Annotated in this window: 20 protein-coding genes and 1 pseudogene; 9 read left to right on the forward strand and 12 right to left on the reverse strand. The window is 67.4% G+C overall.

Features of this window, described 5'->3' with window-relative positions; genetic code table 11:
- The first annotated feature begins 97 nt into the window (after window positions 1-97).
- On the forward strand, window positions 98-1,669 hold the full coding sequence (locus OG293_RS01245) for a long-chain-fatty-acid--CoA ligase (RefSeq protein ID WP_405996856.1): 1,572 nt from the start codon (window positions 98-100) through the stop codon (window positions 1,667-1,669).
- Window positions 1,670-2,021: 352 nt separating this feature from the next.
- Here OG293_RS01245 and OG293_RS01250 read toward each other — a convergent pair whose 3' ends face one another.
- From OG293_RS01250 to OG293_RS01270, 5 genes are all read right to left on the reverse strand, one after another.
- On the reverse strand, window positions 2,022-4,412 hold the full coding sequence (locus tag OG293_RS01250; protein ID WP_405996857.1) for an Ig domain-containing protein: 2,391 nt from the start codon (window positions 4,410-4,412) through the stop codon (window positions 2,022-2,024).
- Between the two features lie 353 nt (window positions 4,413-4,765).
- A complete protein-coding gene (locus tag OG293_RS01255) occupies window positions 4,766-5,986 on the reverse strand; it encodes a Gfo/Idh/MocA family protein (protein ID WP_405996858.1) in 1,221 nt (406 codons plus the stop codon).
- A gap of 68 nt (window positions 5,987-6,054) precedes the next feature.
- The gene (locus OG293_RS01260; protein WP_405996859.1) at window positions 6,055-6,855 is read right to left on the reverse strand and encodes a carbohydrate ABC transporter permease; all 801 of its coding nucleotides are present in this window, start codon (window positions 6,853-6,855) and stop codon (window positions 6,055-6,057) included.
- A gap of 43 nt (window positions 6,856-6,898) precedes the next feature.
- Window positions 6,899-7,879 carry a carbohydrate ABC transporter permease gene (locus tag OG293_RS01265; RefSeq protein ID WP_405996860.1) on the reverse strand — a complete coding sequence of 327 codons (981 nt, stop codon included), beginning with the start codon at window positions 7,877-7,879 and terminating at the stop codon, window positions 6,899-6,901.
- A 7-nt stretch (window positions 7,880-7,886) separates the two neighbouring features.
- On the reverse strand, window positions 7,887-9,185 hold the full coding sequence (locus OG293_RS01270; protein WP_405996861.1) for an ABC transporter substrate-binding protein: 1,299 nt from the start codon (window positions 9,183-9,185) through the stop codon (window positions 7,887-7,889).
- Between the two features lie 336 nt (window positions 9,186-9,521).
- On the opposite strand from OG293_RS01270, the gene OG293_RS01275 reads away from it, so the two are divergent.
- The 3 genes from OG293_RS01275 to OG293_RS01285 all read left to right on the forward strand — a co-directional run bounded on the left by OG293_RS01275 (window position 9,522) and on the right by OG293_RS01285 (window position 12,568).
- Window positions 9,522-10,298 (forward strand): FadR/GntR family transcriptional regulator, encoded by a 777-nt coding sequence (locus tag OG293_RS01275; RefSeq protein ID WP_405996862.1) that lies wholly within the window; start codon window positions 9,522-9,524, stop codon window positions 10,296-10,298.
- A 30-nt stretch (window positions 10,299-10,328) separates the two neighbouring features.
- Window positions 10,329-11,372 (forward strand): enolase C-terminal domain-like protein, encoded by a 1,044-nt coding sequence (locus OG293_RS01280; protein ID WP_406003473.1) that lies wholly within the window; start codon window positions 10,329-10,331, stop codon window positions 11,370-11,372.
- A gap of 194 nt (window positions 11,373-11,566) precedes the next feature.
- Window positions 11,567-12,568, forward strand: a complete 1,002-nt coding sequence (locus OG293_RS01285; RefSeq protein WP_405996863.1) for an aldo/keto reductase — start codon at window positions 11,567-11,569, stop codon at window positions 12,566-12,568.
- A gap of 143 nt (window positions 12,569-12,711) precedes the next feature.
- Here the strand turns inward: OG293_RS01285 and OG293_RS01290 are convergent.
- Window positions 12,712-12,801: pseudogene (locus tag OG293_RS01290) on the reverse strand (hypothetical protein); the annotation flags it as partial.
- Window positions 12,802-12,952: 151 nt separating this feature from the next.
- Here OG293_RS01290 and OG293_RS01295 point away from each other — a divergent pair.
- On the forward strand, window positions 12,953-13,288 hold the full coding sequence (locus OG293_RS01295) for an Lsr2 family protein (protein ID WP_405996864.1): 336 nt from the start codon (window positions 12,953-12,955) through the stop codon (window positions 13,286-13,288).
- A 161-nt stretch (window positions 13,289-13,449) separates the two neighbouring features.
- Here the strand turns inward: OG293_RS01295 and OG293_RS01300 are convergent, their stop codons facing one another.
- Both OG293_RS01300 and OG293_RS01305 read right to left on the reverse strand, forming a co-directional pair.
- A complete protein-coding gene (locus OG293_RS01300; protein ID WP_405996865.1) occupies window positions 13,450-14,301 on the reverse strand; it encodes a GNAT family N-acetyltransferase in 852 nt (283 codons plus the stop codon).
- A gap of 211 nt (window positions 14,302-14,512) precedes the next feature.
- Window positions 14,513-14,818 (reverse strand): hypothetical protein, encoded by a 306-nt coding sequence (locus OG293_RS01305; protein WP_405996866.1) that lies wholly within the window; start codon window positions 14,816-14,818, stop codon window positions 14,513-14,515.
- A gap of 561 nt (window positions 14,819-15,379) precedes the next feature.
- Here OG293_RS01305 and OG293_RS01310 point away from each other — a divergent pair.
- Window positions 15,380-15,892, forward strand: coding sequence for a hypothetical protein (locus OG293_RS01310; protein WP_405996867.1), 513 nt, complete (start codon window positions 15,380-15,382; stop codon window positions 15,890-15,892).
- 456 nt (window positions 15,893-16,348) lie between these two features.
- Here the strand turns inward: OG293_RS01310 and OG293_RS01315 are convergent, their stop codons facing one another.
- The 3 genes from OG293_RS01315 to OG293_RS01325 all read right to left on the reverse strand — a co-directional run bounded on the left by OG293_RS01315 (window position 16,349) and on the right by OG293_RS01325 (window position 18,161).
- Window positions 16,349-16,738 (reverse strand): roadblock/LC7 domain-containing protein, encoded by a 390-nt coding sequence (locus OG293_RS01315; protein ID WP_405996868.1) that lies wholly within the window; start codon window positions 16,736-16,738, stop codon window positions 16,349-16,351.
- A gap of 98 nt (window positions 16,739-16,836) precedes the next feature.
- A complete protein-coding gene (locus OG293_RS01320; protein ID WP_405996869.1) occupies window positions 16,837-17,799 on the reverse strand; it encodes a hypothetical protein in 963 nt (320 codons plus the stop codon).
- Window positions 17,796-18,161, reverse strand: coding sequence for a hypothetical protein (locus OG293_RS01325; protein ID WP_405996870.1), 366 nt, complete (start codon window positions 18,159-18,161; stop codon window positions 17,796-17,798). The genes OG293_RS01320 and OG293_RS01325 overlap by 4 nt, the downstream gene beginning before the upstream one ends.
- 133 nt (window positions 18,162-18,294) lie before the next feature.
- Between OG293_RS01325 and OG293_RS01330 the strand changes: the two genes are divergently transcribed.
- Window positions 18,295-18,660, forward strand: coding sequence for a hypothetical protein (locus OG293_RS01330; RefSeq protein ID WP_406003474.1), 366 nt, complete (start codon window positions 18,295-18,297; stop codon window positions 18,658-18,660).
- A 270-nt stretch (window positions 18,661-18,930) separates the two neighbouring features.
- On the opposite strand, the gene OG293_RS01335 is transcribed toward OG293_RS01330, so the two are convergent.
- The gene (locus OG293_RS01335) at window positions 18,931-19,551 is read right to left on the reverse strand and encodes a hypothetical protein (RefSeq protein ID WP_405996871.1); all 621 of its coding nucleotides are present in this window, start codon (window positions 19,549-19,551) and stop codon (window positions 18,931-18,933) included.
- Between the two features lie 825 nt (window positions 19,552-20,376).
- On the opposite strand from OG293_RS01335, the gene OG293_RS01340 reads away from it, so the two are divergent.
- Window positions 20,377-23,196, forward strand: coding sequence for an AAA family ATPase (locus OG293_RS01340; protein ID WP_406003475.1), 2,820 nt, complete (start codon window positions 20,377-20,379; stop codon window positions 23,194-23,196).
- Between the two features lie 208 nt (window positions 23,197-23,404).
- Window positions 23,405-24,613 carry an RICIN domain-containing protein gene (locus tag OG293_RS01345; RefSeq protein WP_405996872.1) on the forward strand — a complete coding sequence of 403 codons (1,209 nt, stop codon included), beginning with the start codon at window positions 23,405-23,407 and terminating at the stop codon, window positions 24,611-24,613.
- Window positions 24,614-24,935 lie beyond the last annotated feature (322 nt).

The following is a 24,935-nucleotide window of genomic DNA, read 5'->3' on the forward strand; positions in this document are numbered from 1 at the left end:
ACGAATGCCGTGCTCATCATCCGGCTTCGCGCACGCCTTACCCCGGCACCGGGACGCCGTCGCGCCCGCCCCGGAGCCGACCCACCTACGGAGATCCATGCTCAACCTCGCTAGCCTGCTGGAGAACAGCGCCCGTACCGTCCCCGACCGCACCGCGGTCGTCCTGGGCGAGCAGCAACTGACCTACGCGGAGCTGGACGCCGCCGCGTGCCGCGTGGCTAACCTGCTTCGCTCGCGCGGTGTCGAGCCGGGCGACAAGGTCGCGCTGTCCTGCCCGAACCTGCCCTGGTTCCCGGTCGTGTACTACGGCATCCTCAAGGCGGGCGCGGTGGTCGTCCCCCTCAACGTGCTGCTCAAGAGCCGGGAGATCGCCTACCACCTGGCCGACTCGGAGGCCACGGCCTACTTCTGCTTCGAGGGCAGCGCGGAGCTCCCGCTCGGGGAAGAGGGCTGGTCTGCCTTCGAAGAGACGCCGGGCTGCGAGCACTTCTTCCTGATGACCGCCGCGCCCGCCGAGGACTCCCCGATCGCCGGGGCGAAGACCCTGACGGCGGCGCTGGCCGGCCAGAGCGCGGACTTCGACACGGTGGCCACCGAATCCAGCGACACGGCCGTCATCCTGTACACCTCCGGCACCACCGGCCGGCCCAAGGGCGCCGAGCTCACCCACTCCAACGTGATGCTCAATGTACTGACCATCCACAAGCTCACCGGCGAGGTCGAGCACGATGTGCATCTGATCACCCTGCCGCTGTTCCACTCCTTCGGCCAGGTCGTTCAGATGAACGCCGGAATCGCGTCGCACGCCACTCTGGTCCTGCTGCCGCGCTTCGAGGCCCGATCGGCCCTGGCACTGATGCAACGCCATGCCGTCACCTTCTTCGCGGGCGTCCCCACGATGTACTGGGCCCTGCTGGAAGAACTGGAAGAAAACGCCTCCGAGGTGGATCTGGCGCGGATCGCCTCGAACCTGCGGATGGCCGGCTCGGGCGGCTCCGCGCTCCCGGTCGAGATCCACCGCCGCTTCAGCGAGCGGTTCGGCGTCACCATTCTGGAGGGGTACGGCCTCTCGGAGACCAGCCCGGCGGCCACCTTCTCGCCCCGGGGCGAAAAAGCCCGCCCCGGATCCATCGGACGTCCGGTCTGGGGTGTGGAGGTGGACCTGATCGCCGAGGACTGGACACCCGTCCAGGGCGCCGACGCCATCGGCGAGATCGTCATCCGCGGGCACAACGTCATGAAGGGCTACCACAACCGGCCCGAGGCGACCGCCGAAGTGATGCGCAACGGCTGGTTCCGCACCGGCGACCTGGCCCGCCGGGACGCCGACGGATGGTTCTACATCGTCGACCGCGCCAAAGACATGATCATCCGCGGCGGCTTCAACGTGTACCCCCGGGAGATCGAGGAGATACTCCACACCCACCCCGCCGTGAGCACGGCCGCCGTCATCGGCATACCGCACGACCGCCACGGCGAGGAGATCAAGGCCTGCGTGGTCCTCACCCCGGGCGCGACGCTCTCGGCCGAGCAGTTCATCGACTGGTGCAAGGAGCAAATGGCGGGCTACAAATACCCCCGCCTGGTGGAGTTCTTCGACCTGCTGCCCACCAACGCCACCGGCAAGATCCTCAAGAGCGAACTCCGCGACACGCACGGCACCACTTGACGGGGACGCCGTAGACCGGCTCCCTGGAGCGGCTCGGCCTTGTGGCAGGCGACAGCCGTGCGCGTGCCGATCGGGTTGGGCAGGACATCTTCGTGGCCCAGGGCACGCGGGGTGATGAGGTGCACCCCGGCGTGACGCCGGTCGTGTTGGAGAGGGCGAGACCCCGGACGAACACCGGACGTGAGCCGAAGAAGGAGGCGGGAATCACCACCTCCTCCTGTCGTTTCTCTCGGCTCCGCGCGCGCCTCCGCGGTCGCCCGGCCAGCACTACCGCCCCATCGGCCGATACACGTAACCGGTCAGTATCGCAGGACACCCATGACGCCCCAGGATGTCCCAATGTACGTGTGGGTCAGTCGACACAGGCCGGGCTGACCCTCACCTTGTAAGTGATCGCTGCGTCGGGGAGGGCGTCGCCGTTGCGGGCCGTGATGGTGAACTTGCGGGTGCCGGGGGTGGTGGGGATTCCGGTGATGCCGCCGGTGTCCTTGTTGAGGGTGAGCCCGGCGGGGAGGTGGCCGGATGTGAGGTCGTAGCGGATGGTCTGGGGCAGGGCGAAGGTGACCTTGAACGCGTAGAGGTCGCCGACGCGGGCGCTCGGGGGTTCTGGATTGGTGAAGGCTGGCTTCGGGGCCTTGACCACCTGTGGTGTTCCGACGGGCTTGCCGCCGGAGTCGAGTTGCTGCAGGTTCCATTCGGCGTCGGGTGTGACGACGCTGAGGTGCCAGCCGGCGGCCGGATCGGCGAGCAGTTGCCTCTGGGCCGGGGTAAAGGCGCCGCTGTTGCGCGCGGACTCCCACGTCTGGATTGCGGCCATGATCGCGACGGTGTTCGATCCGGAGGCGAGGCTCTGCACGCTGGTCTCGAAGTTGATGCCGGCGTTGAGGGAGGCCGCGCGCGCCATGGTGGTTTCGATCGTCCGAAGGTTGGAGTTCCCGGACAGTGCTTGTTGGCCCATCATGCCGGGGAGATAGTTGGCGCGGTAGAAGGTGTTGCTCCGGATGAGCTGGGCGTAGTCCGTGACGCCGATCTCGCCCCAACTGGCGCGGGACTGGGCGTCCCAGGTGTTGGACGAGAGGTTGCTGCATTCGGTGAGGAGGTCGTCCTTGGAATCGAGCTGCCGGTAGACGCCGTTGACCAGACGCGCGAAGCCGTAGCCACCCCAGCCGGTGTAGCCCGCTGATTCCAGCCCGTCGTAGGACGTGGCCCGGATGCCGGTGTTGTTGTACGCGGTGGCCAGCCGGGTCGCGATCTCGTCGATGATCGGCAGACCGCCGATCGCGCCGCCGTAGCCGTTCTGGTTGATCCGGGCCGCGCTGGTACCCGCCGGATGCGACTGCGCCACGGAGTTCCATTGAGCGCGCTTCAGCCCACTGACCTCCCACTCGGCGTCGCCGAGCTTCGTGACGGAGTTGTAGGTGATGAACTCGTCATCGATACGGAGCCGATTCCCGTCGAGACCGGGTCCGAGTGGGCGGTCGGCGTCCACATGGAGAGTGGTGTCCGATGCGCCGAGCGGACGGGTCAGCTTGACCGTTCCGCCCGTAGCGAGCCGGGGATCGGCCGGCGCCGGCGAGACATACGGGTCCCCCGGATCGATGAAGTCGGCCAGCGTGTGAACGCCGACGTCGATGCCGTGCGTCGCGGCCGTGGCCACCAACTGGGCCGCGGCCGCATCCGAGCCGCCGAACGCGCTGTTGAACTGGTAGTGCCCATGCGACTTCCACGGCCCGTTTCCGGCGATCGCGTAGATGTTCTTGATCCCGGCCTGTTTGGCGTACTGGCTGGCGGCGGTGACGTTGTTCGTGTTGAGATCGAAAAGCCAGAAGTGGGATTGCGAGGTGCGCTGTGCCGCCTTCTGCCACTGGCCGTTGAGGGTCGGGTAGGGCAAGCCCCCCTCCTTGGCGATCTGACTCAGTACGGTGAGCGTGAGGTCGGGAGAACTGCCGAACAGCGCGACCTTCGACCCGACGATCCGGCCCTCGGGAGCCGGCAGCGGCCCGAGCGGTATCTGGTACCCGGTGGTCCGTTCCCGGATCCGGATGCGGCTGTAGTCATAGGTGGAGGCGCGCAGAATGCTGCCCCACGTCGTCTTCGCCGCGACGTTACTGGCCAGCCACTCGTCCTTTGCGCCGGTCTGCAGACCGTAGGGGTTCCAGATGAGGTCGGGGCCGAACCCGTAGGAGAGGTGTTCGTTCGGCCAGCCACCCACGGTCTTGTCGTTGAGTGGCCGCATCCCGATCGCGAACGTGTCGTTGCGGACGACCCCGGCGGTCTCCCCCACGGTCTGGTTGACGCCTGTCGCCAGCGGACCCCACAGCAGCGTCTGCACGTCCACCCCGGGAGCGGCGCTCAGACCGACGACCTCGAGTGTCGTGTAGGTGGGCAACTCGATGACCTTGACATCGATGGACACCTTCTTGCCGCTGAACACGAGCACCCGTCGATCCCGCCGCGACCTGCGCACCGCGGTAGGGGTTTCCTGCTTCCCGTCGGCCACCACGCTGACCAGCGGCATCGATCTGCCTGCGGGGAGGTGGTCAGTGCCGTCGCGCCGATCCGCCAGTTTGCTGACGAGACCGGACTTACTCAAACTCAGTGACAGGAACCCGGCGTTGATGCGCAAGGGGGTGGACGCCTGGGCTGCATGGGCCGCGTCGGCGGCATGGGCCGGGACTGCTGTGATGGCGGTCGCCGCGAGCGACGACGCGGCGCCGGCTATCAGAAAGCTGCGTCTGTCCACAGTTCCTCCAAGGTGAAGCGGACGGGCGATGAGTGGCGACTCACAGAGTGAGTCTCTTCAGACATTGATGAGCCGCGAGCTGGTCGGCAGGGATGCTCTCGCGGCGCCTCGGTGCCTCGGTGCCTCGGCGAATGAGTCTGCTGGGTCAACAACGCCGAGGGCGCACGGCCCGTACCAGCCGGCGGAGTCGGAGTGCCGGGCGGATCGGGTCGGCGCCGTGACAGGGCGCCGACCTGTGCTGGTTCACCCGAAAGGTGCGGGCGCGCACGGTGACACACGGCCGACCGCCCCTGTTTCAGTCAACGGTGCGGCCTGCCGCTACCGATCCGTGCGGGAGGAGCAGCCTTGCGTGGTCACTTCCCTCCCGCCGATTCCCCCGTGTGCGGCCCGGTGGTGGGGAGCGGGGTCTGGCCGCCATCGAAGTACGCGGCATCCGCGGGGTCGGGGGGCGGTACCTCGACCAGTTGTCCGCCGCTGCGTAGGGAGACTGTGGCTGCGTGTCCCGCGGCGACCGCCTCGCGTGCCGCCACGGGTGAGGTGACAGTGGTGCCGCCCGTGTCGATGAACCGCAGGAACTCCTGGACCAGTACGGGATCCGCTCCGCCGTGCGTACCCGGCGTCGTCGGAACGGTCAGGGTGATGTCGGCGTCCGCCCGGTAGTCCGAGCGGCGCTTCCACACCTTGATGACCGCCCCGTCGGAGTCGCCGAAGTTCTCCAGCCGCCCCTCGGTTCCGATGACGGTGTAGTTGCGCCAGTAGTCCGGAGTGAAGTGACACTGCTCATAACTGGCGAACACACCGTTGTCCAGCTGCATCTGCATCATGCTCAGGTCCTCGACATCGACGACCGGATTGAGTTCGCGCAGGCTGAGGGGCGGCCAGTTCTCCTCCGGGGCAAGCCAGTCGGTCATGCGCTCCCCGGTCCGCTCCCGGCGGGAGGCGATGTCCCCGTACACCACGAGACCACCCATGGCGTTCACACGGCGTGAGTATCCTCCCGCCAGCCAATGGATGACATCGATGTCATGTGCTCCCTTCTGCAGGAGGAGACCCGTGGTGTTCCGGCGGTCGGCGTGCCAGTCCTTGAAGTAGAAGTCTCCTCCGTGGCCGACGAAGTGACGGCACCAGATGGCCTTCACCTCACCGATCTGTCCGTCTGCGATGGCCTGGCGCATGGCGGTGACGACCGGCATGTGCCGCATGTTGTGTCCGACGTACAGTCGTGTCCCGTGCTCTCGGGCGGCGGTCAGAAGCCGGTCGCAGCCTGCCGTGGTGATGGCGAGCGGCTTGTCCACGAACACCGGGACCCCGGCACGGAGGAAGTCCAGGCCGATCGCCTCGTGGGTGTGGTCCGGGGTGAGGACGAAAACGCCGTCGAGCCCCGACTGCAGCAGATCGCGATGATCCGTCACGGCGAGCACGCCGGAACCGAAGCGGTCGCGGGCCTTGTCCAGCAGCACTGGGTCGCGATCACAGCAGGCGACGATGCGGGATCCCGATCCCGGCCGGTGGACGAGATCGACGAGGTCACTGCGTACACCCAAGCCGATCACACCAAGCCTGAGGTCGTTCATGCCGGGGTCCTTTCGCTCTGTCCGGGCTTTCCACGGCCCGCGCGGTTGGTGCTGCTTGCGGTGAGGCCCTAGCCCTTGCTTCCGGTGAAGGCGATCCCTCGGATGAAGTGCCGCTGGAGCAGGACGAAGGTGATGATCATCGGAGCGGTCGCCATGATGGAGCCCGCCATGAGGAGCGAATAGTCGGTCTTGTGCTCGCCCTGGAGAGTCGCAAGGCCGGCCGACACGGTCATCTGCGCGGGGTCCGTGCTGATGACGAGCGGGTACATGAGGTCGTTCCAGGACCACAGGGCAGTGAGAATGGTCAGGGCCAGCAGGCCCGGTCTGGCCAGCGGCAGGGCAATGTGCCAGAACACCCGCAGCGGGTTGGCACCGTCGAGGCGGGCCGCCTCCTCGACGTCCTTGGGCAGGGCCAGGAAGAACTGGCGCAACAGGAACGTGCCGAACGCGCTGAACATCCCCGGCACGGTCAACCCCTGCAGCGAGTTCAGCCAGCCGAGGTTCTGGATGATGACGTACTGCGGAATCAGAAACAGCAGGCCCGGCACCATCAGCACCGAAAGGAAAAGACTGAACAGCAGGTTGCTACCACGGAACCGCAGCCGGGCGAACGCATACGCCGCGAGTGACGAGAACACCAACTGCCCGACGGTGCGACCGATGGTCATACCGACCGAGTTGAGAAGCATCTGCCCGAAGGGAAGTACGTCGAAGACCTGGCTGTAGTTGGACCACTGCCAGCTCCCGGGCAGAAACGTCAGGGGAACGTGCGTGGTCTCGCTGAATGTCTTGAGCGAGGTGAGCACTTCCCACACAAATGGCCCGAGCATGACGAACGCACCGATGATCAGAACGGTGTGGGTCGTCATCGACCGTGCATGCCGCCTCAGGAAGCCGCCGGCGGCAAAGCTGTTATGCATAGTGCACCCACCTCTTCTGGAGCCGGAATTGGACGAACGTCATCAGAAGGATGAAGCCGACCAGGACGAACGCGACCGCGGCGCCGAAACCGATGTCGTGCTCGACGAACGCCTTTTGATAGAAGAGGTAGGAAATGGTCCGGACGCGCGGCAGGGCCGGATTGGCCGTACCCGCCGCGCCGCCGGGCGTGCTCATCATCATGTACGCGAGATCGAACATCTGAAGCGAATTGATCACCGTCAGGACGGTCGCGAAGAAGATGCTGGGGCTCAGGAGCGGCACGGTGATGCGGAAGAACATCCGCATCGGGCCGGCACCGTCCATCGTGGCGGCTTCGTAGTACTCGGTCGGAATGCCCTGGAGGCCGGCCAGGAAGATCACCATGTTGTAGCCGAGCGACATCCAGATGCCGATGGCGGCCAGCCCGTACAGGGCGATGGACGGATCGGATGCCCAGTGCTGGCCTTCGATGCCCACCTTGGAGAGCAGGTGGTTCAGCAGGCCGAACTCGCCGTCGTAGATCCACCGCCACAGCATCGCGACGGCCACCGGCATGGTGACGACCGGCAGGAAGTACACGGCCCGGTAGACCGAGCGCCCGCGCAGCCGGCGCTGGTTGAGCAATGCGGCGACCATGACGGCGAGCGGGATTCCCGCCAACTGGATGCCCGTGTACAGCAGGGTGTTCATCACGGACTGGCCCACCGAGGGCTCATTGACCAAGGAGCGGTAGTTGGCCGCCCCGATCCATTCGTGTCCGCCGAACGGCCCTGACTTGGTGAAGCTGTAGTAGAAGGTCTGGACGATGGGCCACAGATAGAAGACCGACAGCCCGATCGTCACGGGGGCGACCATGAGGTACGCCCAGAGCTGCTCCCCTCGGCGACTGGGACGGCGCCGTGCGGCCCACCCGCGTCGGCCCAGGGATACGGCGTCCTCGGTGGAGCGCGGTACGGTTATGGTTCGGGCCACGGTCACATCACTGTTCCTTGCTCAGTGCCTCGTCCATCACCTTGGCCATTTCCCGCGCCGCGTCGCCGACGTCCTTGGAGCCCGACCAGGCCGGCCCGAAGATCTGCGCCTCCTGGGACTGCCAGGCATCGCTGTTCCGGGACGTGGGCAGCGGTACCGCGTAGGGCACTTCATCGAGGAACGACTGCAGGTGGAACTGAGGAACGGCCTTGACCCAGTCGCTCTCGGTGCCCTTGTAGGCGGGGATGACGCCGCCGTATTTCGCCTCGGTCTGCGCCGCCTGACGGGAACCGAGGAACTCGATGAACTGCGCCGCTTCCTTGGGGTGCTTCGTCTTGGCGTAGGCGACGTTGGCAAGGCCATGGATGATCACGGCACGCTTGACCCCCTTGGGCAGCACGGCTACGTCGACGTCGTTCTTGATGTTGTCGTTCTTGGCGAACGCCAGCGTGTTCCACGAGCCGCCGTAGTACATGGCGGCCTTGCCGGACTCGAAGAGCTGGCCCGGGAAGGTGTCCGTCATCGACTTGAGCGAAGGAGAGGAGCCCTGCTTGACCAGGTCCGTCCAGAAGCGCAGTCCGGAGATCGTGGCCGGCTGGTCATAGCCGGAGGACTTCCCGTCCGGTGAGATGACCTGTCCGCCCGCCTGGTAGATGGTGTCGTAGTAGTTCTCCTGGCCGAAGGGCGGAGCCAGGATGCCGTAAACACCCTTCGAGCGGTCGGTGAGCTTGTGGGCCGCCTCGGAGAGGGTCTTCCAGGTCCAGGTGTCGTCCGGATACTTCACCCCGGCGGCGTCAAAGAGTTTCTTGTTGTACCAGAGCCCGACGGTGTCGAAGTCCTTCGGTATGCCGTACTGCTTGCCCTGGTAGTTGTAGAGGGAGACCAGGTTCGCGGGGTAGTTGACCATGCTCACGCCGTCCCGCTTGAGCTGGTCGTCCAACGGAAGCAGCACGCCGTTCGAGGCGTAGAGCTGGGCGTGGGGGCCGTTCATCCAGAACACGTCCGGCGCGCTCCCGCCGGTGGCGTCGGCCTGCAGCTTGGTCCAGTACTCCTGGTTCGCGGTGAGCTGGATGGAGACACGGATCTTCGGGTGGGCTGCCTCGAACGCGTCGACGATGCGCTGCATGGCCGGCTGCTGGCTGCTGTCCCAGATCCGGTAACTCAGCTCGACCTTGCCGTCGCCGCCTCCCTCGCTCCCGCCACAGGCGGCCGTGCCGAGGAGCAGGCCGGGGATAGCGAGAAGGGCAATCCAACGTGTCGCGGGCGCCGGCCCGGACCGCGAACGTCTGACCGATCGAGTACGCATGGCAGGAGCCTTTCGTGGGTGCAGTGGGAGAGATAGATCAGATTTATTTCTGGATTGCGCCCGCAGCAAGCCGCGATCGCCGTCTGGGTGCTCGATACATCTGCGCCCGGTTGAGGTCTCGGCCCCCGTCGATACACCCCTGGATGACGGGTTTTGGTGCAGATCACCTTGAGCGAGACGAGTGTGTGTGTGCCAGGCCTCTCGCGTCAAGACCCTAAATATGATTCACTGGCCCCACGGTAGAAAATAGATGTGAAACATTGAGCGCACACTTCGGGAACCGGCGAGCGTGCCCCGAGCCCACGCGCAGAGCGGAACACGTGAAAGGAGCACTACGTGACCCGGCTCGACCCTTCCCCCAGCAGCCCCCAGACGGCCAACGCTGCGGGGGGATATCGCCCCGGCTACGAGATCGCGGCCGAGCGCATCCTCGAGTACATCGTCAGAGAGCGGCTCAGCCCGGGTAGCCGGCTGCCCACCGAGAAGGATCTGGCGGAGGCCATCCAGATGAGCAGGACGGTGGTCAGGGAAGCAGTGAAGATCCTTTCCGCTCTGGGGCGCGTGTCCGTGCAGAAGGGCCGCGGCATCTATGTCGCCGAGTCGGAGGGCGCGCCCTGGCATCAGTCGTTCTCGCGGTTTCTGCCGGCCGACCTGCGGCAGGTGGAAGAGTTCTTCGAGTTCCGCCATCACATGGAGACCGCGACGGCGCGACGGGCAGCGCAGCGAGCCGCCCCCTCGCAGGTCAAAGGGATACGCGAGGCGGCTGGGCAGTCGATGCAGGCGGCGCAGTGCGGCGACATCGAGGCGTTCTCCCGGGCCGACGAGGCGTTCCACGGCGCCATCGGTGCGGCCGCCTCAAACATGTTCTTCGGCGCGGCAGTCGACTTCATGCAACACCTGCAACGCCAGGTCAGCGCCATAGGGCTGGCCGGCGTCGCGGGCGGATCACTCGTGGTGGCCGCCGAGCAGCACCAGGCGATCGCCGCAGCCATCGCCTCGGGAGACGAGGAACAGGCCGAGGCACTCATGGCCGCACACATCGACATGACGACGAGTCAGTTCCAGCGAGAGCTCCGGCGGCGGATGTTCCCCGACCACGAAGCCTCTTCCTGATCCATACGTTTCCAGGACATGAAGGACAGTATGCGTATCACTGATGTCACGTTGGAGCTTGTCGACCTGCCTGCGCAGCCGCCGTTTCGCTGGCGCAACGGCCTACCGGGGTCGGAGAAATCGGTGACCGGCGGCGTTCTGCGCATCCACACGGATGACGGCCTGGAGGGGGAGGCCCACACTCGGCGTGGCCTCATCGTGGCCGACCTCGTCGAACGGCGGATCCGTGAGGACCTGCTGGGCCACGACCCACTTGCGCGTGAGCTGCTCTGGCACCGGTTGTGGGAGCTCGACCGCATTGAAGAGTTTCCTATATATGCGCTCGGACTGGTCGACGTCGCCCTGTGGGACATCGCGGGGAAGGCCGCCGGTATGCCGGTGCACCGCCTGCTCGGCTCGTACCGCGACGCGCTTCCCGCCTACGCCAGTACGGTCACGTTCTCCAGTGTGGAGGAGTATCTCGACGTCGCCGACCAGTGCCTGGACGCCGGTTACTCCGCCATCAAGCTCCACGCGTGGGGCGATCCCCGCGCGGACGCCGAGTTGTGCCAGAAGCTGCGCGCTCATGTCGGCGACGCCGTGCCGCTGATGTACGACGGCTCGGCCGGCTTCGACCTGGCCGACGCGGTCTACGTGGGCCGGGCCCTCGCCGAAGCCGGCTACACCTGGTACGAGGAACCGATGCGCGAGTTCAGCGTCACCGCATACCGCTGGCTCAGTGAACGGGTCAGCGTGCCTCTGCTCGTCGCGGAGACGTCGGACGGTGCGCACCTGAACGCAGCGGACTTCATCGCGGCCGGCACGGCGGGTTACGTACGGACCAGTGCGCAGTACAAGGGCGGCGTCACCGGTGCGCTCCGGATCGCTCACCTCGCGGACAGCTTCCAGCTTCGGGCCGAGGTGCACGGATCGGGAATCGTCAACGCCCACTTGTGCATGGCGATCCCGAACACGTCGTACTACGAGTCTCTCGTCTACTCCAACCCCGTCGTACGCGAGGCCGCCGTGGGTCCAGACGGCATGCTGCACGCTCCCACGGCGCCGGGCATCGGGTACGGCGAACCGGGCTGGTGACGGGGCACCGGGGCCGACGGAACAAGCCTGGCCGTGGGCGACGCTACGGACACCACCGGGTGCGGACAGCCGGGCACCCGCCCGAAGCGCATCGGCGCCCAACCACCACGTGCGGGACCTTGAAGTCCGGGACCTGCCAAGGACCGTGGGCCGCACTCTTCGCGTCGATCGCTCACCTTCGATGAAGGCCTCGCATGAGAAAGGCACTTGCTGTGCGACGACGCCAATTGGGCTCCAGCCGGGCGTGGGTCACCGAGCTGTCCTTCGGTGGCGCTGCCCTGGGCAACCTCTTCACGGAGGTGAGCGATGAGGCTGCCGCCGCCACCGTGAACGCGGCGTGGGAGGTGGGCATCCGCTACTTCGACACCGCGCCGCACTACGGACTCGGCCTGTCCGAACGCCGCCTCGGAGCGGCATTGCGCGCCTGGCCCCGCGATGAGTACACGGTGTCCACCAAGGTCGGCCGGCTCCTGGAACCGCTGCCGACACCGCATGGCCTCGACCCGGAGGGGTTCGTCGTCGCCGCGACCCACCGCCGGATCTGGGACTTCAGTGCCGATGGGGTGCTGCGCAGCGTCGAAGACAGCCTGAATCGGCTGGGCCTGGACCGCATTGACGTGGTCTACCTGCACGACCCGGACCAAGACGCCGAGAAGGCAATGAAGCAGGCGTATCCGGCACTGGAGCGGCTGCGCGCGGAGGGGGTGGTCAGGGCGATCGGCGCGGGCATGAACCAGGCCGAGCTACTGACCCGCTTCGTCCGCGATACGGACATGGACGTGGTGCTGCTGGCCGGCCGCTACAGCCTGCTGGACCAGCGCGGGCTGGCGGAGCTGTTGCCCGAGGCCGGGCGGCGCGGCCGGTCGGTCGTGGTCGGCGGCGTGTTCAACTCCGGCCTGCTGGCCGACCCCAGGCCCGGGGCGACTTTCGACTACGCCTCGGCTCCGGACGCCCTGCTGGAACGGGCGCTGCGGATCAAGGCGGTCTGCGAGAAGGTCGGCGTCCCACTGCGGGCCGCGGCGTTGCGGTTCCCGTTCGGCCACCCGTCGGTGTCAAGCGTGCTGGTCGGTCCGCGTAGCGCCGGGGAGGTCGAGGACGCCGCCGCGATGCTGTCCCGGCCGGTCCCGGCTGAGCTGTGGCAGGCTCTGCAGGACAACGGCCTCCTCGGCGAGGACGTGCCGGTGCTCCGGCGGTAGCAGATGGCACCACCATCGTCGTGTCGTGCGCCGGTCCGCCGGTGGGGGTGAACTCGTCGGCCCGGACCGGCGGGGGACAGGTAGCCGTTCACCAGCACCCTGACGTCCTTGGCCTTGCTGCGGACCGAACCCGACGACGGCGCAAGCGCGGTGATCAGAGTCGGCGAGTCGAACCTGGCGGAAATCGCGGTGCTGTCCCCCAAGTACACCGTGGGGTTGGAGGCGAAGCCCACGCCAGTGATGACGACCTTGGTCCTGATCGTCTCCGTGTCCGGGCTGATGCCGCTTCGTTCCCCCAGCAAAACGTGGAGACGCAGCAGTCACGCAGCGCGCTCATTCGATTGTGGGTGCCTCGCCTTTCTGTGGCCGACTATCATTCCTCTCATGGCGCAGAAAATTGTCACTATCTACACCGATGACCTGACCGGCGAAGAGACGCGGGAGGCTGCGACGCACACTCTCGTCCTCGACGGCATCACTTACGAAATCGACCTCGGGCCCGACAGCTACGACAAACTCCTCGAAGCGGTAGCTCCTTTCACCACTGCAGGCCGGAAAGTCGGCGGCCGGCGTCGCAAGAACGCTGCGCGCAGCGCGGCAGGCGGCGCCACGGATACCGCGGCTGTCCGCGCGTGGGCCAAGGAGAACGGATATGAGGTCAACGAACGCGGCCGGGTGCCGACCAGCATCCGGGAGGCATACGAGAACGCCGCCAAATAGTCCGCCGGTCGACGAACCACCCGCACCAGGGCCGTTTTGCCTGGCAGCGGGCCGCATCGAGGCGGCCCGCTGCCCTGTCAGCCCGCGCCGGCCGTGCCTCCGTAGTCCCATCTCATGTCTCGCGGGCACCGTGACCAACGCTCCCTTTCCCGGACTTGACCCTACTGACCACGGGCCGGCTGATTGGCGATCAGCAAGGTGGTGCCGGCTCGACGGAAGCCCAGGCGGGCGTAGATACGCGCGACCGCGTCATCCGCGTAGACGAGGAAGACGGTGTTCACTCCATGGTCGCGGGCATGGGCGGCCAGGGCCACCGCGATGGCAGCCCCGAAACCCTGGCGGCGGGCGTTGGGGAGGGTACCGATGCCGCCGATCTCGGTGGTGCCGCTCGCCGGGTGGTAGTGACCTGCGGCAAGCGGAGTGCCGTCCGGGGCGAAGGCAGCGACGAGCGTTTTGCGACCTGCGCGGAGAGTGGGGCGAATCGCTGCCACCGTGCCGTCCGCGGTGAGCCTCTCTGCCTCCACCGCCAGCTCCGCGCGGCCTGTCGAACCCACTGCCGTGCCCTCTGCGCCGAAGACCAGCTCAGGGAGGGCAAGTACGGCGGCCAAGGCCGGGTCGTCCGCGGCCAGGGCCCGGATCGTGACGCCCTCGGGCAGGGACTGCGGGGGCAGCGGATGGCGTGGATCGAGTGCCATCAGCGGGCGTTCCGTCACAGGGAGGCCCGCTGCCTCGATGCAGGCCCGCAGCGACGGCGTCACCTCGGCGAGCCACTCGAAGGCCTCCGGCACGCCGAGTTCGCGCTGCCGGGCGCGAACCCGGGCGATGTCGGCGGCCGTTACAGTTGCGGGGCCAGCCGAGACGGGACGGGCATAGTAAGGGCCTCCGTAGTACGGGGCGCCGGGGCCTTTTCGTACGAACAGGCGAAAGAGACCGAATTCCTCGGCTTCGGCGAACAACAGCGGCACGGTGGCGTAGTAATGCTCGATACGGTCTCGCAGGGACGGCTCGCTCATACGACACATCCCATCACGCGACGACAGCGGCACCGCGTCCGGATTCCTCCGATCCCGGTGGCGTCCGAACAGCGAAATAGACGGTGATCTCCTCGCTGAGCGCTCTCGGCGCCGGCCCCAGCCGAACGCGAACCGGGTGCCGTTGCACGCCCCCCCGCCGGAGTGTTCCGTCAGGACCGCCACGACGTCGATCGCGCTCAGCCGGATGTGATCAGGGTGTCATCCGAGCGATCACGTTCTTGAGGATCTCGTCCAGAGAGGTCCGCGAGACGACGATCTCCCGCTGCTCTGTCTCGACTCGGCCGGTCGAGACTTCCGCGACGTGGATCTCGGCCTTGCCACTGCTCCACCCAATGATCTCGCCGAGCCTTTCCCCGGTCTCCAGGATCAACCGCACCGAGCTCGGGTCGAATTCCGTCGGAGACTCGACGAGTTCGCATGCGATTCCGCTTCCGCGAAGACGCGCTTCGCTCGCGGCCGGCCACTTCCTCAGGACTTCCAGCACGTCAGCTCCCATCAGCATTCACCCAGCCGTACGTTGCCCGCCACGGGAAGCTCCACAATCGGCAGCCGCTTCTCCGTCGCGAACCGGGCGTCGAACGAGGCAGGTCCGGATATCTCATAGCGTCGGCTGTCTCCTCCGGCGCCGGTTCGGATTCCGGCGTGTCCCCCGACCCCGACCCCCGGCCGTTCTGCCTGCGCCATCGCCACGTCACGGCCCCACCCCCGGCTCCCCCTTGAGAACGTCCGGACCGCGCGACAGTGGAATCCGGCCGACGAACACCCTCATCGTAGAGGGGGGTTCTCAGACACCCAGCGGATTTGTCGCGGTCACGGTCGAAGTCCACCGCGGAATGCGGACGTCCAGCCGCCACGGCTGCGCCCTGCGCCCGCCCGGGACAGTGCGGACCGGCTGACGGCAGGACGGACAGGCAACAGACCCACGGCCCTTGTACGGGCGGCGGCCGCCATGCATACAGCGCGGACGACCGCATCCTGATGTCTGTCAGGACGTGGTGCCCGAGTCGCTCCCTACTGTTCCGGACAGGTCTCGTCGACAAGCAAAGAAGGAGCATCCATGCGCGTACTGCGTTCAACTCTCGCCTCGGCGGCGGCCATCGCCGCCCTGACCACGGGGATCACGCTCGCAGGGCCCCCCGAGTCCGCACAGGCCGCTGCCTCCGACTGCACCGGAGGCGCACGCGGATTCCGTGACCACCCGGACAACGCCTCCGGCGACACCGCCAAGCCCCGGAGCCTCGACCTCGGTGGCGGTGTCGTCATCACCTTGGAGAAGGGGGTGTACGTGGGCCAGCAGATCGCCTTCGGCAAGATCAGCGGTCCCACGCGGCCCGGTGACAACGTCTGGATGGACTGGCGGGCCGATGGCTGGGACGACGGTGGCAAACCGGAATGGCCGGTCAGGCCCTGGCTGCAGTGTGGTCCCTTCACCGTGCAGAACTTCGGACAGAGTCTGACCACGCCGTTCAAGCGCACGAGCCCCGACCCCCACTACCAGTTCCGGGTCTGCGGCTCCCTTGCTTCCAACGGCATCGTCAAATGTGCCGGTGGTGACGGCGCCTGGTGGTAGTCCCCGGCGGACTTCGACAGCCCCCACGTACCGCGGGTATGTGGGGGCCGCGCCCGTGGAACGGTGGAGCAGCGGATGCGAGAGGTCGCCTTGGTCTGCCCGGCGTCCCCGCCTGTGACCGTCGCTGTGACGGTGTACTCGTCGCCGCTTGAGCCTGGCTCCACAGACGGCCGGAAGCGTCAGGTCCCCTCAGGCCGATCCGCCTGCGCACCCGACGCCGGCCCGCCCAAGCCCGCCGGGCGCGCCAACCCCACGTAAAGGGTCGGCAAACGAACGGGAACAACGGCGGAGGGACACAGTCCACCCAAACGTAGGGCCGAGAGGGGATCTCGCCTGGTGGGCTCGAAGGTCAACTGGTTCGCGCACAAGAACATGCCTACCGAGATCGAGGCCGAGGTCGACGGCCGAGTCGATCCCGCCGGCAGCGGGAACCGGTCCGACGGGGGTCGTCCTACGTCACGGCGCTACATCGGCGTCGAGAATCGCGGTCAGCTGCTCCACCACCGCCGGAGTTTCGCGCTGAAACGCCACGGTGTCGAGCCCCTCGTCGGCGACGACGGCGAGCAGAGCCCGCGCGCCGATGGCGAAGACGACGACGTGGCCGGCGGCGCACTGGGTGACCATGCGGCGCAGGGGCCCGACCCCCGTCTGCTCCGCCATGCGCCTCCCGACCCCGAGTGTCGCCGCGGCGAGGGCCGCGACGGACTCCGCGTGGACACTCTCCACGTCCGCGGCAACCAGCAGGCCGTCAGCGGTCGAGAGAACACTCTCCGAAACGCCCATCACCCTTTCACGAAGCAAGGCGAGGACGTCGACGAGAGGGGTGGCCGACGAACGAGCGTGCATGATATCTGTGCCTGCTTTCACGGAAGGGTGAGCCGATCGCCCTGCGCGGTCGGTTCGCTTGCAGATGGAAAGTCGGCAATGCCGTTCCGAGGCACTGCCTATGGCGGTGGCTTCTCACCGCGCGCGACGAGCGGGACCGACTTCCGTCCGGGCTCCGGCACCGTCTCCCGCGGGCTGCCGTCCAACGGCGGCATCGGCTGCCGATCGGACTGCGGCCCGCCGTGCGACTGATCGGGAACGTGGTTGCGTACGGAGCGCCGAGGCAATCCTCCGCCAGGCGGCGCGACCGGCGCTGACGGGCGGGTGGCTGCACTCCGCGGTGCGGTACTGGGTCTTCCGCCGAGGCGCATGCTCTCCCAGACGACGAAGCCGTGACCGCTCATACGGATCAGATCCAGCATCACCGCGGACAGTCCTCGACCCAGCGCGAAGGCCATGTCCCGTGTCGTTCGGCGACCGTTGGCCATGGCGAGGAGGGCCTGGTAGCGGGGGCTCAGACGGCCTATGGCAACAGCGTGGTCGGCACGCGACGAGGGGCGCGCCTTCGCTCGGGCCAGGTCCCCGGGCGCCCCCCACAGCCGGGACACGAGTGCCAGTCGGCGAGCCGTTTCGCCGACGAGCCGCTGCGGTTCCAGCCCCGGCGCGTAGGAAAGGGCCTGCTCCGCCGGAGTGACCTGCCAGCTTTCGGGACGGCTCAATGCCATGGCGAAGGCTCCCTCGAACAGGGTGCCGCGGGCGACGATCTCCATTTCGCCCGACCCAACCAGTCCCTGGGTCACCAGCAATGAGCACCCGGCCACGCCCTCACCGCCCTCATGACGCCACGCGGACAAGGCTTCTTCGGCGACGCGGCCGGTCTTCGCCAGAACGGATTCCAGCGAAGGCGTACCGGGCGTCTCGATCGCACCCACCAGTCCTTCGCGCAGGTGAATCCTTCCTCCGTGCGCACCTGTGATCACCACCGTCCCGGTGAAGGCGTCCTGGTGCAGAGCCGACAGCAGGGCCGCGACGTTGCGCGCCCCGTCGCCCGGGGTCCGGGGTCCCGCCTCCCCCGCCTTCATGCCAGCACTCGGACGGCGTGCTCGGTCAACTGCCGTACGCCCAGGGCGAGATTGGTCAGCGTACGGTCCATGGCGGCGACGAGAAGCAGCGGATCGCCTCCCTGTCTCACGGACTGGACAACGTGGTGGCGCCGGGCGCTCGTCATGACCACGCACTCCAACTCGCCCGCTTGTCCGCACTGACCGATTCCGTCGGTGACCACGGAAGCCAGTTCGGCGGCGTCGGCGCCGTCCCCGACCTCTCGCGCGTCTCCAACAGCGCAGTACGTGAGCCCGGTCACACCGTCGACCAGGGCAGCGCCGGTGACTCCGGGAATGTCAAGGAGCCGAGACAGAGAGGCTTCGAGCGCGGACACCTGCATCCCTTCGTTTTCGGACAGTTTACAGGGTAGTCTAGCCTTCAAATGGCTTGAAAGTGACCATATTTAGCAGTATTCAATGCCCTACTCCGGTCACTACGCCCACTCCGCATCCGCCAAGAAGACGGGACCCAGTATGAACGTCGAAACCGCACTCAAGGAAGCGATGACCATCGAGGGAGCCATCGGTGTGGCACTCGTCGACCACGAAAGCGGCATGTCGCTCGGCACACTCGGCGGAGGACAGGGCCTGGACCTGGAGGTCGCCGCCGCCGGCAACACCGAGGTGGTGCGCGCCAAGACACGCACCCTCGCGAATCTGGACATCAAGGACACCGTCGAGGACATCCTCATCACCCTTGGCAAGCAGTACCACTTGATCCGCCCGCTGGCCTCCAGCAGCGGTTCACTCTTCCTCTATCTCGCGCTGGACCGCACGCGCGGCAACCTGGCTCTCGCCCGGCACAGCCTCAAGCGCATAGAGAACAACCTGGAGGTCTGAGGCGAGTCCGCCCCCGACGACATGAAGTCCGCCGGCCATCGCGCTACGACAGCCCGCCGCCATGTGTCGCCAGACCCCAGGGGAATGGCCGTCATTCGATTCGAGGGCAGCAGCGCGAGGACCCGTTCGGTGCGCACCAGGTGAAGCTGCAGTTCGACGGGCGGCGCGATTTGCCCAGTTCGGCGGATCGGACTCTGGTCCCGGTGCCGGCAGCGTACGCCGCACGCTGCCGGCACCGGCGCTTTGCTGTGCCTACCAGCCTCGGGCGGCTCACACGGTGAGTGTGATCGCCTCCATCCGCAGAGCCTGCCCGCTCGTCCCCACGGACACGATGAGCGGGCTCGGGACGCATCGGCGGCCCTGCCAGCCGATGCGCTCCACATGCGCCTCGGCGCAGAGCGTGCCGGTGCCGACGGTCAGGTCAAGGCCTTCCATGCGCAGCGCCTGCCCGGTGGTGCCGACGAACAGCTGGACGCCGTCCTCCCTGCAATTCCATCCCTGCCAGCCGAGGTTCTGCAGGTGGGCGTTGGCGCAGAGTCCACCCACTCCCGAGACCACGATGGACAGGGCCTCCACCCGCAGGCCCTGCCCGGTCGTTCCCGCCACCGCGCCGTCACACACAGGGGCCTGCCAGCCGTTGTTCTGCACATGCGCGGCGTAACAGATGTGCCGCCCGCCGGCGGAGCGGTGGGTGAGTCTCTGGTTCTGCAGCGCCGCCTTGAGCTGCGTTGTCACCGTCGCGGAGGCCTTCAACGAGCCCTCGTTCTGCGTACGGTGGGCGGTCGGCACGCTTGACGCGGCCGTCGCGTTCGGTGCCACCACGCCGATCAAAGAGGCGACCAGCAGGGCGGCGCCGGAGAACACGGCGACCGCATGGCGTCTGGGCTTCATTTCCACTCCCTTTGGCATAAGGGCCTTGACCACGGCCCGGTTGGGGCAGCGGATTCTCCTTGTGCCGTCGTGCGTTGTCGACGGGACGGTGTGTTTTCGGGTCACCCGCGCTCTTCCCACCATCACCACAGGCACCAATGGCCCCGCGCGCACGACCGGTTTCGGCAATCACCGGCAACGCCGGGCGGGGTGACACGGCCCTCACGGCGATCGCCGCGCCGGCCCGTGGACGGCCTCGTCGCATGCTGCTCTGCCCGCCTTTCGCCGTCGGTCCGCGCCTGGCCCGAACCGTCGCCCCCACCGGAGGAGGGGTAATCCCGCCGGACCCTCCCTGCGGTCCGGAAAGGCCAGATCTGCGCGAGATCAACGCCTCTCTCCACGACTGTTGCCGGGACTGGAACACAACCCGTGGTGCGACGCCCAAGGCTTGTCCCGCCTTGAGCCGCCCGCCCAGGGCCGGCGAACAGGCCTGGCAGCCGATGGTCAGCGGCGCGGAGTGCTGTTGGCCACGCGACGCACCACAGGCTTCCTTCGCCCCGTCTTCCCCCGCACTCGACCGCCTCCCGCCAGATGCCCGCGCCAGAGTGGTGGGCCGAATCTCAGGTCCGGCTCAAGTATTCGCCGTCAGCCCGTCGTTGGCACCCGGACGTGCCTATTCTCTGCTCTCGTGGAGCCAATTCCGCGTGCTGTGACCCTGCACGTGGAAGCTCCCGCAGCGAGCGTTGAGCAGAAGCGCCGACCGGTCGTCTCTGCCGGGGTCGATGCTGTGCGACAGGGCATGAGCCCGGGGGAGAATCGAGCTTGGAATTCTTGGGACACCGCCTGGTGGGACGCGATGCCGAGAAGACGCACCTCGCCACTTTGGCGGCTGCCGCCGCGCGCGGCTCGGGACGGGCCGCGTTCGTCGTGGGCGAGGCCGGGCTGGGCAAGACGGCGCTGCTTCGCTGTGCGGCGGCCGATGTCGCGGCCGCGGGCATCCAGGTGAGGCGTGGGTCTGCTCACGAGTTGGAGGCATGTCGCCCGTTCGCCCTGATCTCACGCTGTCTCGGGGTGGTCGACGAACCGGCGGACGCGTTGCGGGCGCGGGCCTCCGATGTGCTGCGTGGTGAGGCGCGGTTCGGGTTGCCGGGTGTGCCCGACGGCGCGGACTTCGCCACCGTTGAGGCCATGCTGGCGCTGATCGAGGAGATCTGTGCGCAGGGGCCTCTGGCTCTCTTTCTGGATGATCTTCAGTGGGCCGACTCCGCAAGCCTGATGGTGCTGGAGCGACTGATGCCATTGGTGGGCCAGCTCCCCTTGCTCGTTGTGTGTGCCTACCGGCCACTGCCCAGAGTCGTCGGGGTCGACGTGCTCAGCCAAGGGGTGGGGGTGTGTGATCGCCCAGTGCTGAACCTCGGTCCGCTGGACCCGACGGCGGTGTCCTTGTTGGTAACCGATCTGTGCGGAAGCCGGCCCGGTCCGCGACTGCTTCGCCTGTGCGAGGGGGCCACGGGAAATCCGCTGTACCTGGGCGAGCTCATCGCTGCCTTTCGGCGAAATGGGGCGATCACCACGGAAGGGGCAGTCGCGGAGGTCATGGCCGATTGCCCCCTGCCCTCGCTTCCCCTGCTGATTGAACACCGCCTGGCATACCTGCGGGACGAGGTGCTGCACGTGCTGCGTGTGGCGTCCGTGCTGGGGGCGGGATGTACGGTCAGCGATCTCGCGGCGCTGCTGGGCGGACCCACGCATGTACTGCTCAGCTGCGTCGCTGATGCCGAGATGGCCGGTGTGCTGGCGAACGCCCCCGGGAACATCACGTTTCGGCATGACCTGGTACGGCAGGCTCTGTATGACGGGGTGCCGGGGGCCGTACGCTCACTGCTGCACTTCAGGGCGGCGCAAGCGCTGGCGAATGCCGGGGCCGCGCCCGAGCGAGTCGCGGGGCATCTGCTGGAGGGCGATCTCACGGACGGCGAGTTCTTGGTGCCCTGGCTGCTACGGTCCGCGGCTCAGCTGACGGCGCGTGCACCCAGGTTGGCATTGCGGCTGCTCAACACGGCGCTGGAAGTCACCGATCCCGGTGATGCGCGCTATGACCAACTGCGCATGCACCATGTCGTGACGCAGTTGTCGTCGGGCCTGCTGGCCGAGGCGGAGGAGAGCGCGCGTACCGCGCTGGCGCGGCTCAACGACCCGGGTCTGGAGTACCTGTTGCGCTGGATCATCGTTCAGGCCGCATTCGCGCGCGGTCGGCCTGATGTGGCTCTGGCAGAGATCAGGGCGGCGTGCAGGAGGGCGGGGGTGCCCCCGCTCGATGCAGTTCGTTTCCGGGCGTTCGGCGCGGTGTGCCTCTTCGCTCTGGGCGACCTGTCAGAGGCGGGGGCTGTTGCGGCGGCTGCGCGTCGCGCTGCCGCCGAGCAGGGCGATGGTACCGCTCTGGCCTCTGCCCTCCAGGTCCTGGCCGCCAAGCGCTTTCTGGAGGCTCCTGACACCGAAGCGCTGGAGCTGGCTCGGCAGGCGTCACGTCTGACGCCGGAAACCATTCACCCGGCGCAGTGGCTCGGGTTGCAGCTCGCTCTGGCCAACTGCTACCTGGATCTTGATCTGACAGGTGAGGCGGAGCGTGTTCTGGCAAGCGTCCGCCCTGGCGCGGAGCTTCTGGGGGGTGTGTTCCTGCCGTGGTACCACCTGTCCTGCGCGCTGCTGGCTTTCCATGCCGGACGGTGGGAAGACGCCCTCGCGGAGGTGGAGGCCGGTCTCGAACCCGGCGTCCACTTTGCGATGAGCCGGGCGTTGCGAGCCCTGGCGGGCCTGATAGCAGTCCACCAGGGCCGACGGGCCGACGCGGAGGCTCATCTGGCGGATGCGTCGGCGGCCGTGGACAACGGGACTGTGGCCTGGTTCTACGAGTACGTGCTGCTGTGTACGGAGGCGCTGATGGACGAGGCGCAGGGGCATCCCGAACGCGCCTACCGTCGGCTTGCGCACTCCTTCGACAGCGGAATCGGACATCTGCCGGGTCAGCTGATCCTCTGTTTCCTCACGCCTGATCTGGTCCGATTGGCTCTTGCCCAAGACGACCAGGCGGGCGCCAGGCGCTACGAGCAGGCGGCGCGTTCGCGGGCCAAGCACAGCGGAGCGCCGTACCACCTGGGTGACGCCTGCCGGTGCCGGGGGCTGATCGACCAGGATCCGGAGCTCCTCCTGCAAGCCGCCCGTCACTATCGCGAGGCCCCGCGGCCGCTGAGCGAGGCCCACGCGTACACCGAGGCGGCCGAGCTGCTGGCGAGGCATGGGCGTCTGTCCGACGCCCGGGCCTTGCTCGACCGTGCCCTGGCCATCTACCAGCGACTGAACGCCACCTGGGACGCGGCGCGCGCCGCATCCCGCCTACGGGCCGTCTCCGTGAACCGCGGCGTGCGCGGACCTCGGAGCGGCGGCGGTCCGGGGTGGGACGCGCTGACCGCCACCGAACAGATTGTCGCCGGTCACGTGGCCGACGGGCTCTCCAATCCCGAGACAGCCACGCTCATGTGCATCTCCCGCCGCACCGTCAGTACGCATGTGTCCAACATTCTGCGCAAGCTCGGGATGACCTCGCGGGTCGAACTGGCCACCGAGGTGATCCGCCGCAACGGCTCCGGATCATTGCCGGCCAGGTGAACTGGCCTGCCCGTACACCGTCCTGGCAGCAGCCGTGAACCGTACGTCAGTTGGCGGAGGTCTCGCACCTGTCGCCGGGCCTACGTTGGCCGGCGTGCACCAGCCTCGTTGCCATTCGAAGCCCGGATCCAAGGCGTGCGGAGTCCGATCCCCACGGCGGGTGCTGGCGCGACAAGTGTCACCAACTGAAACGCGAAACGGAACGCCCATGACCCTCGCCCCTGCACACTGGCCTGCCGCACGTGCACACACCACTGTGCTGACCACGTCCCTGGCCATCGCTGCCGCCGTCCTGTCCCCGATGTCCGCCGGGACAGCACACGCGGCCAGCCCCGACGCCCTGTCGCCCCTCCCCGGTCTCGCTCTGAGCTCCCACCGTCAGGCACCGGCAGGCGACTTCATATCCAACCCGCGTCTGGATCTGGCGAACGACTCGCCGGACTACGGCACCGAAGTCGTCATACGCATGAACCCGACGGCCGGATCCTGGAGCTTCCTTCCCAACAAGGACGGCAGCTTCCTCATCCGCAACGACAAGACCCTCAAATGCATCGACTTCAACACCGACAACGGGCATCTCGTCGAACCGGTCTACTGCGACGCGACCAACCGCAAGCAGAACTGGTACCTCCAGCCGTCGGACGTCGACTCGGGCTGGCCCCGCTACATCCTGCGCAACGTCAGCAACAACAAGTGCATGGACGTCTACGGAAACCACAACAGCGACGGCAGTGTCGTTGGTCTGTGGGACTGCGGGAACAAGTACGAGAACCAGGCGTGGATCATCACCGACCAGGACACGCACGGCACGGACCCGAAGCTCAAGGCCCTGGCCATGCGGTACGCCCTGACGCAGCGTGATGCCGGCTCCGGCGTCATCAGCTCGGCCACCTACCAGGTGGACGAGAGCAGGAGCAGCGCCGCGACACGTACCGAGTTCAGGGACGTGACAGTCGGTCCTCCCGTATACAACGGAACGACCGATCCCGTGGACAAGCAGATCAACTGGAATCAGACCACCGCGAGCAGCTATGCCACCGGCGGCTCGGTGACCGCCACTGTAGGCATGCAGGTCAAGTCGGAAGGGCCGCTGGAGGTCACTGTCTCCGGGTCCGTGGCCGTCGCATTCAACTGGACGACGACCCACACCACGTCCAAGACCGAGGGCGGCTTCATCACCATGCGCATCAAGCCCGGAGAGGTCGGGTGGATCATGGGCGCCGGGGTGACGAAGCGCGTGGTCGGCACGTGGACAGTCGCCAATGACCTCGGGACCAAGTGGAGCGGAGATGGAACGGCCAACGTAGTCGTCCCGGACGGAACAGACGGCGAGAAGGGACTCCAGATTCCCTGCACCTCGGACAGCAAGGTCAAGATCTGCCGGGACAACCTGCCGTTCCCTGTTCAGCGCGACTGACCAGAGGGGCCCGCCTCATCGGCGGGCCCCCTGCCCCGTCCGGCGCACCCCACCTCTCCCTTCCCCTGGCACGTCACGAGAGCTGCACGCCAGCGCAAGACCTGTGCACGCAGGGACCAGCTCGGCCCTTTGGCGCGGGCCTGGTGTTTCAGCGTTCCCGGGTCCGATCTGTGGCGCACTCCTTCGTTGAACCCATGTGGAGAGGCTGGACCATGAGTGAGTACCGTCCCACGACCCCGGTCCTGGAACCGGCTGCGGCCGCGTTCGCCGAGGCCACCGCCATGTCGCCGTTCCTGACGGGATGATCTTGAAGCGCTGATGT

The organism is Streptomyces sp. NBC_00829, from assembly GCF_045161795.1.
Taxonomy (GTDB): Bacteria; Actinomycetota; Actinomycetes; order Streptomycetales; family Streptomycetaceae; genus Streptomyces.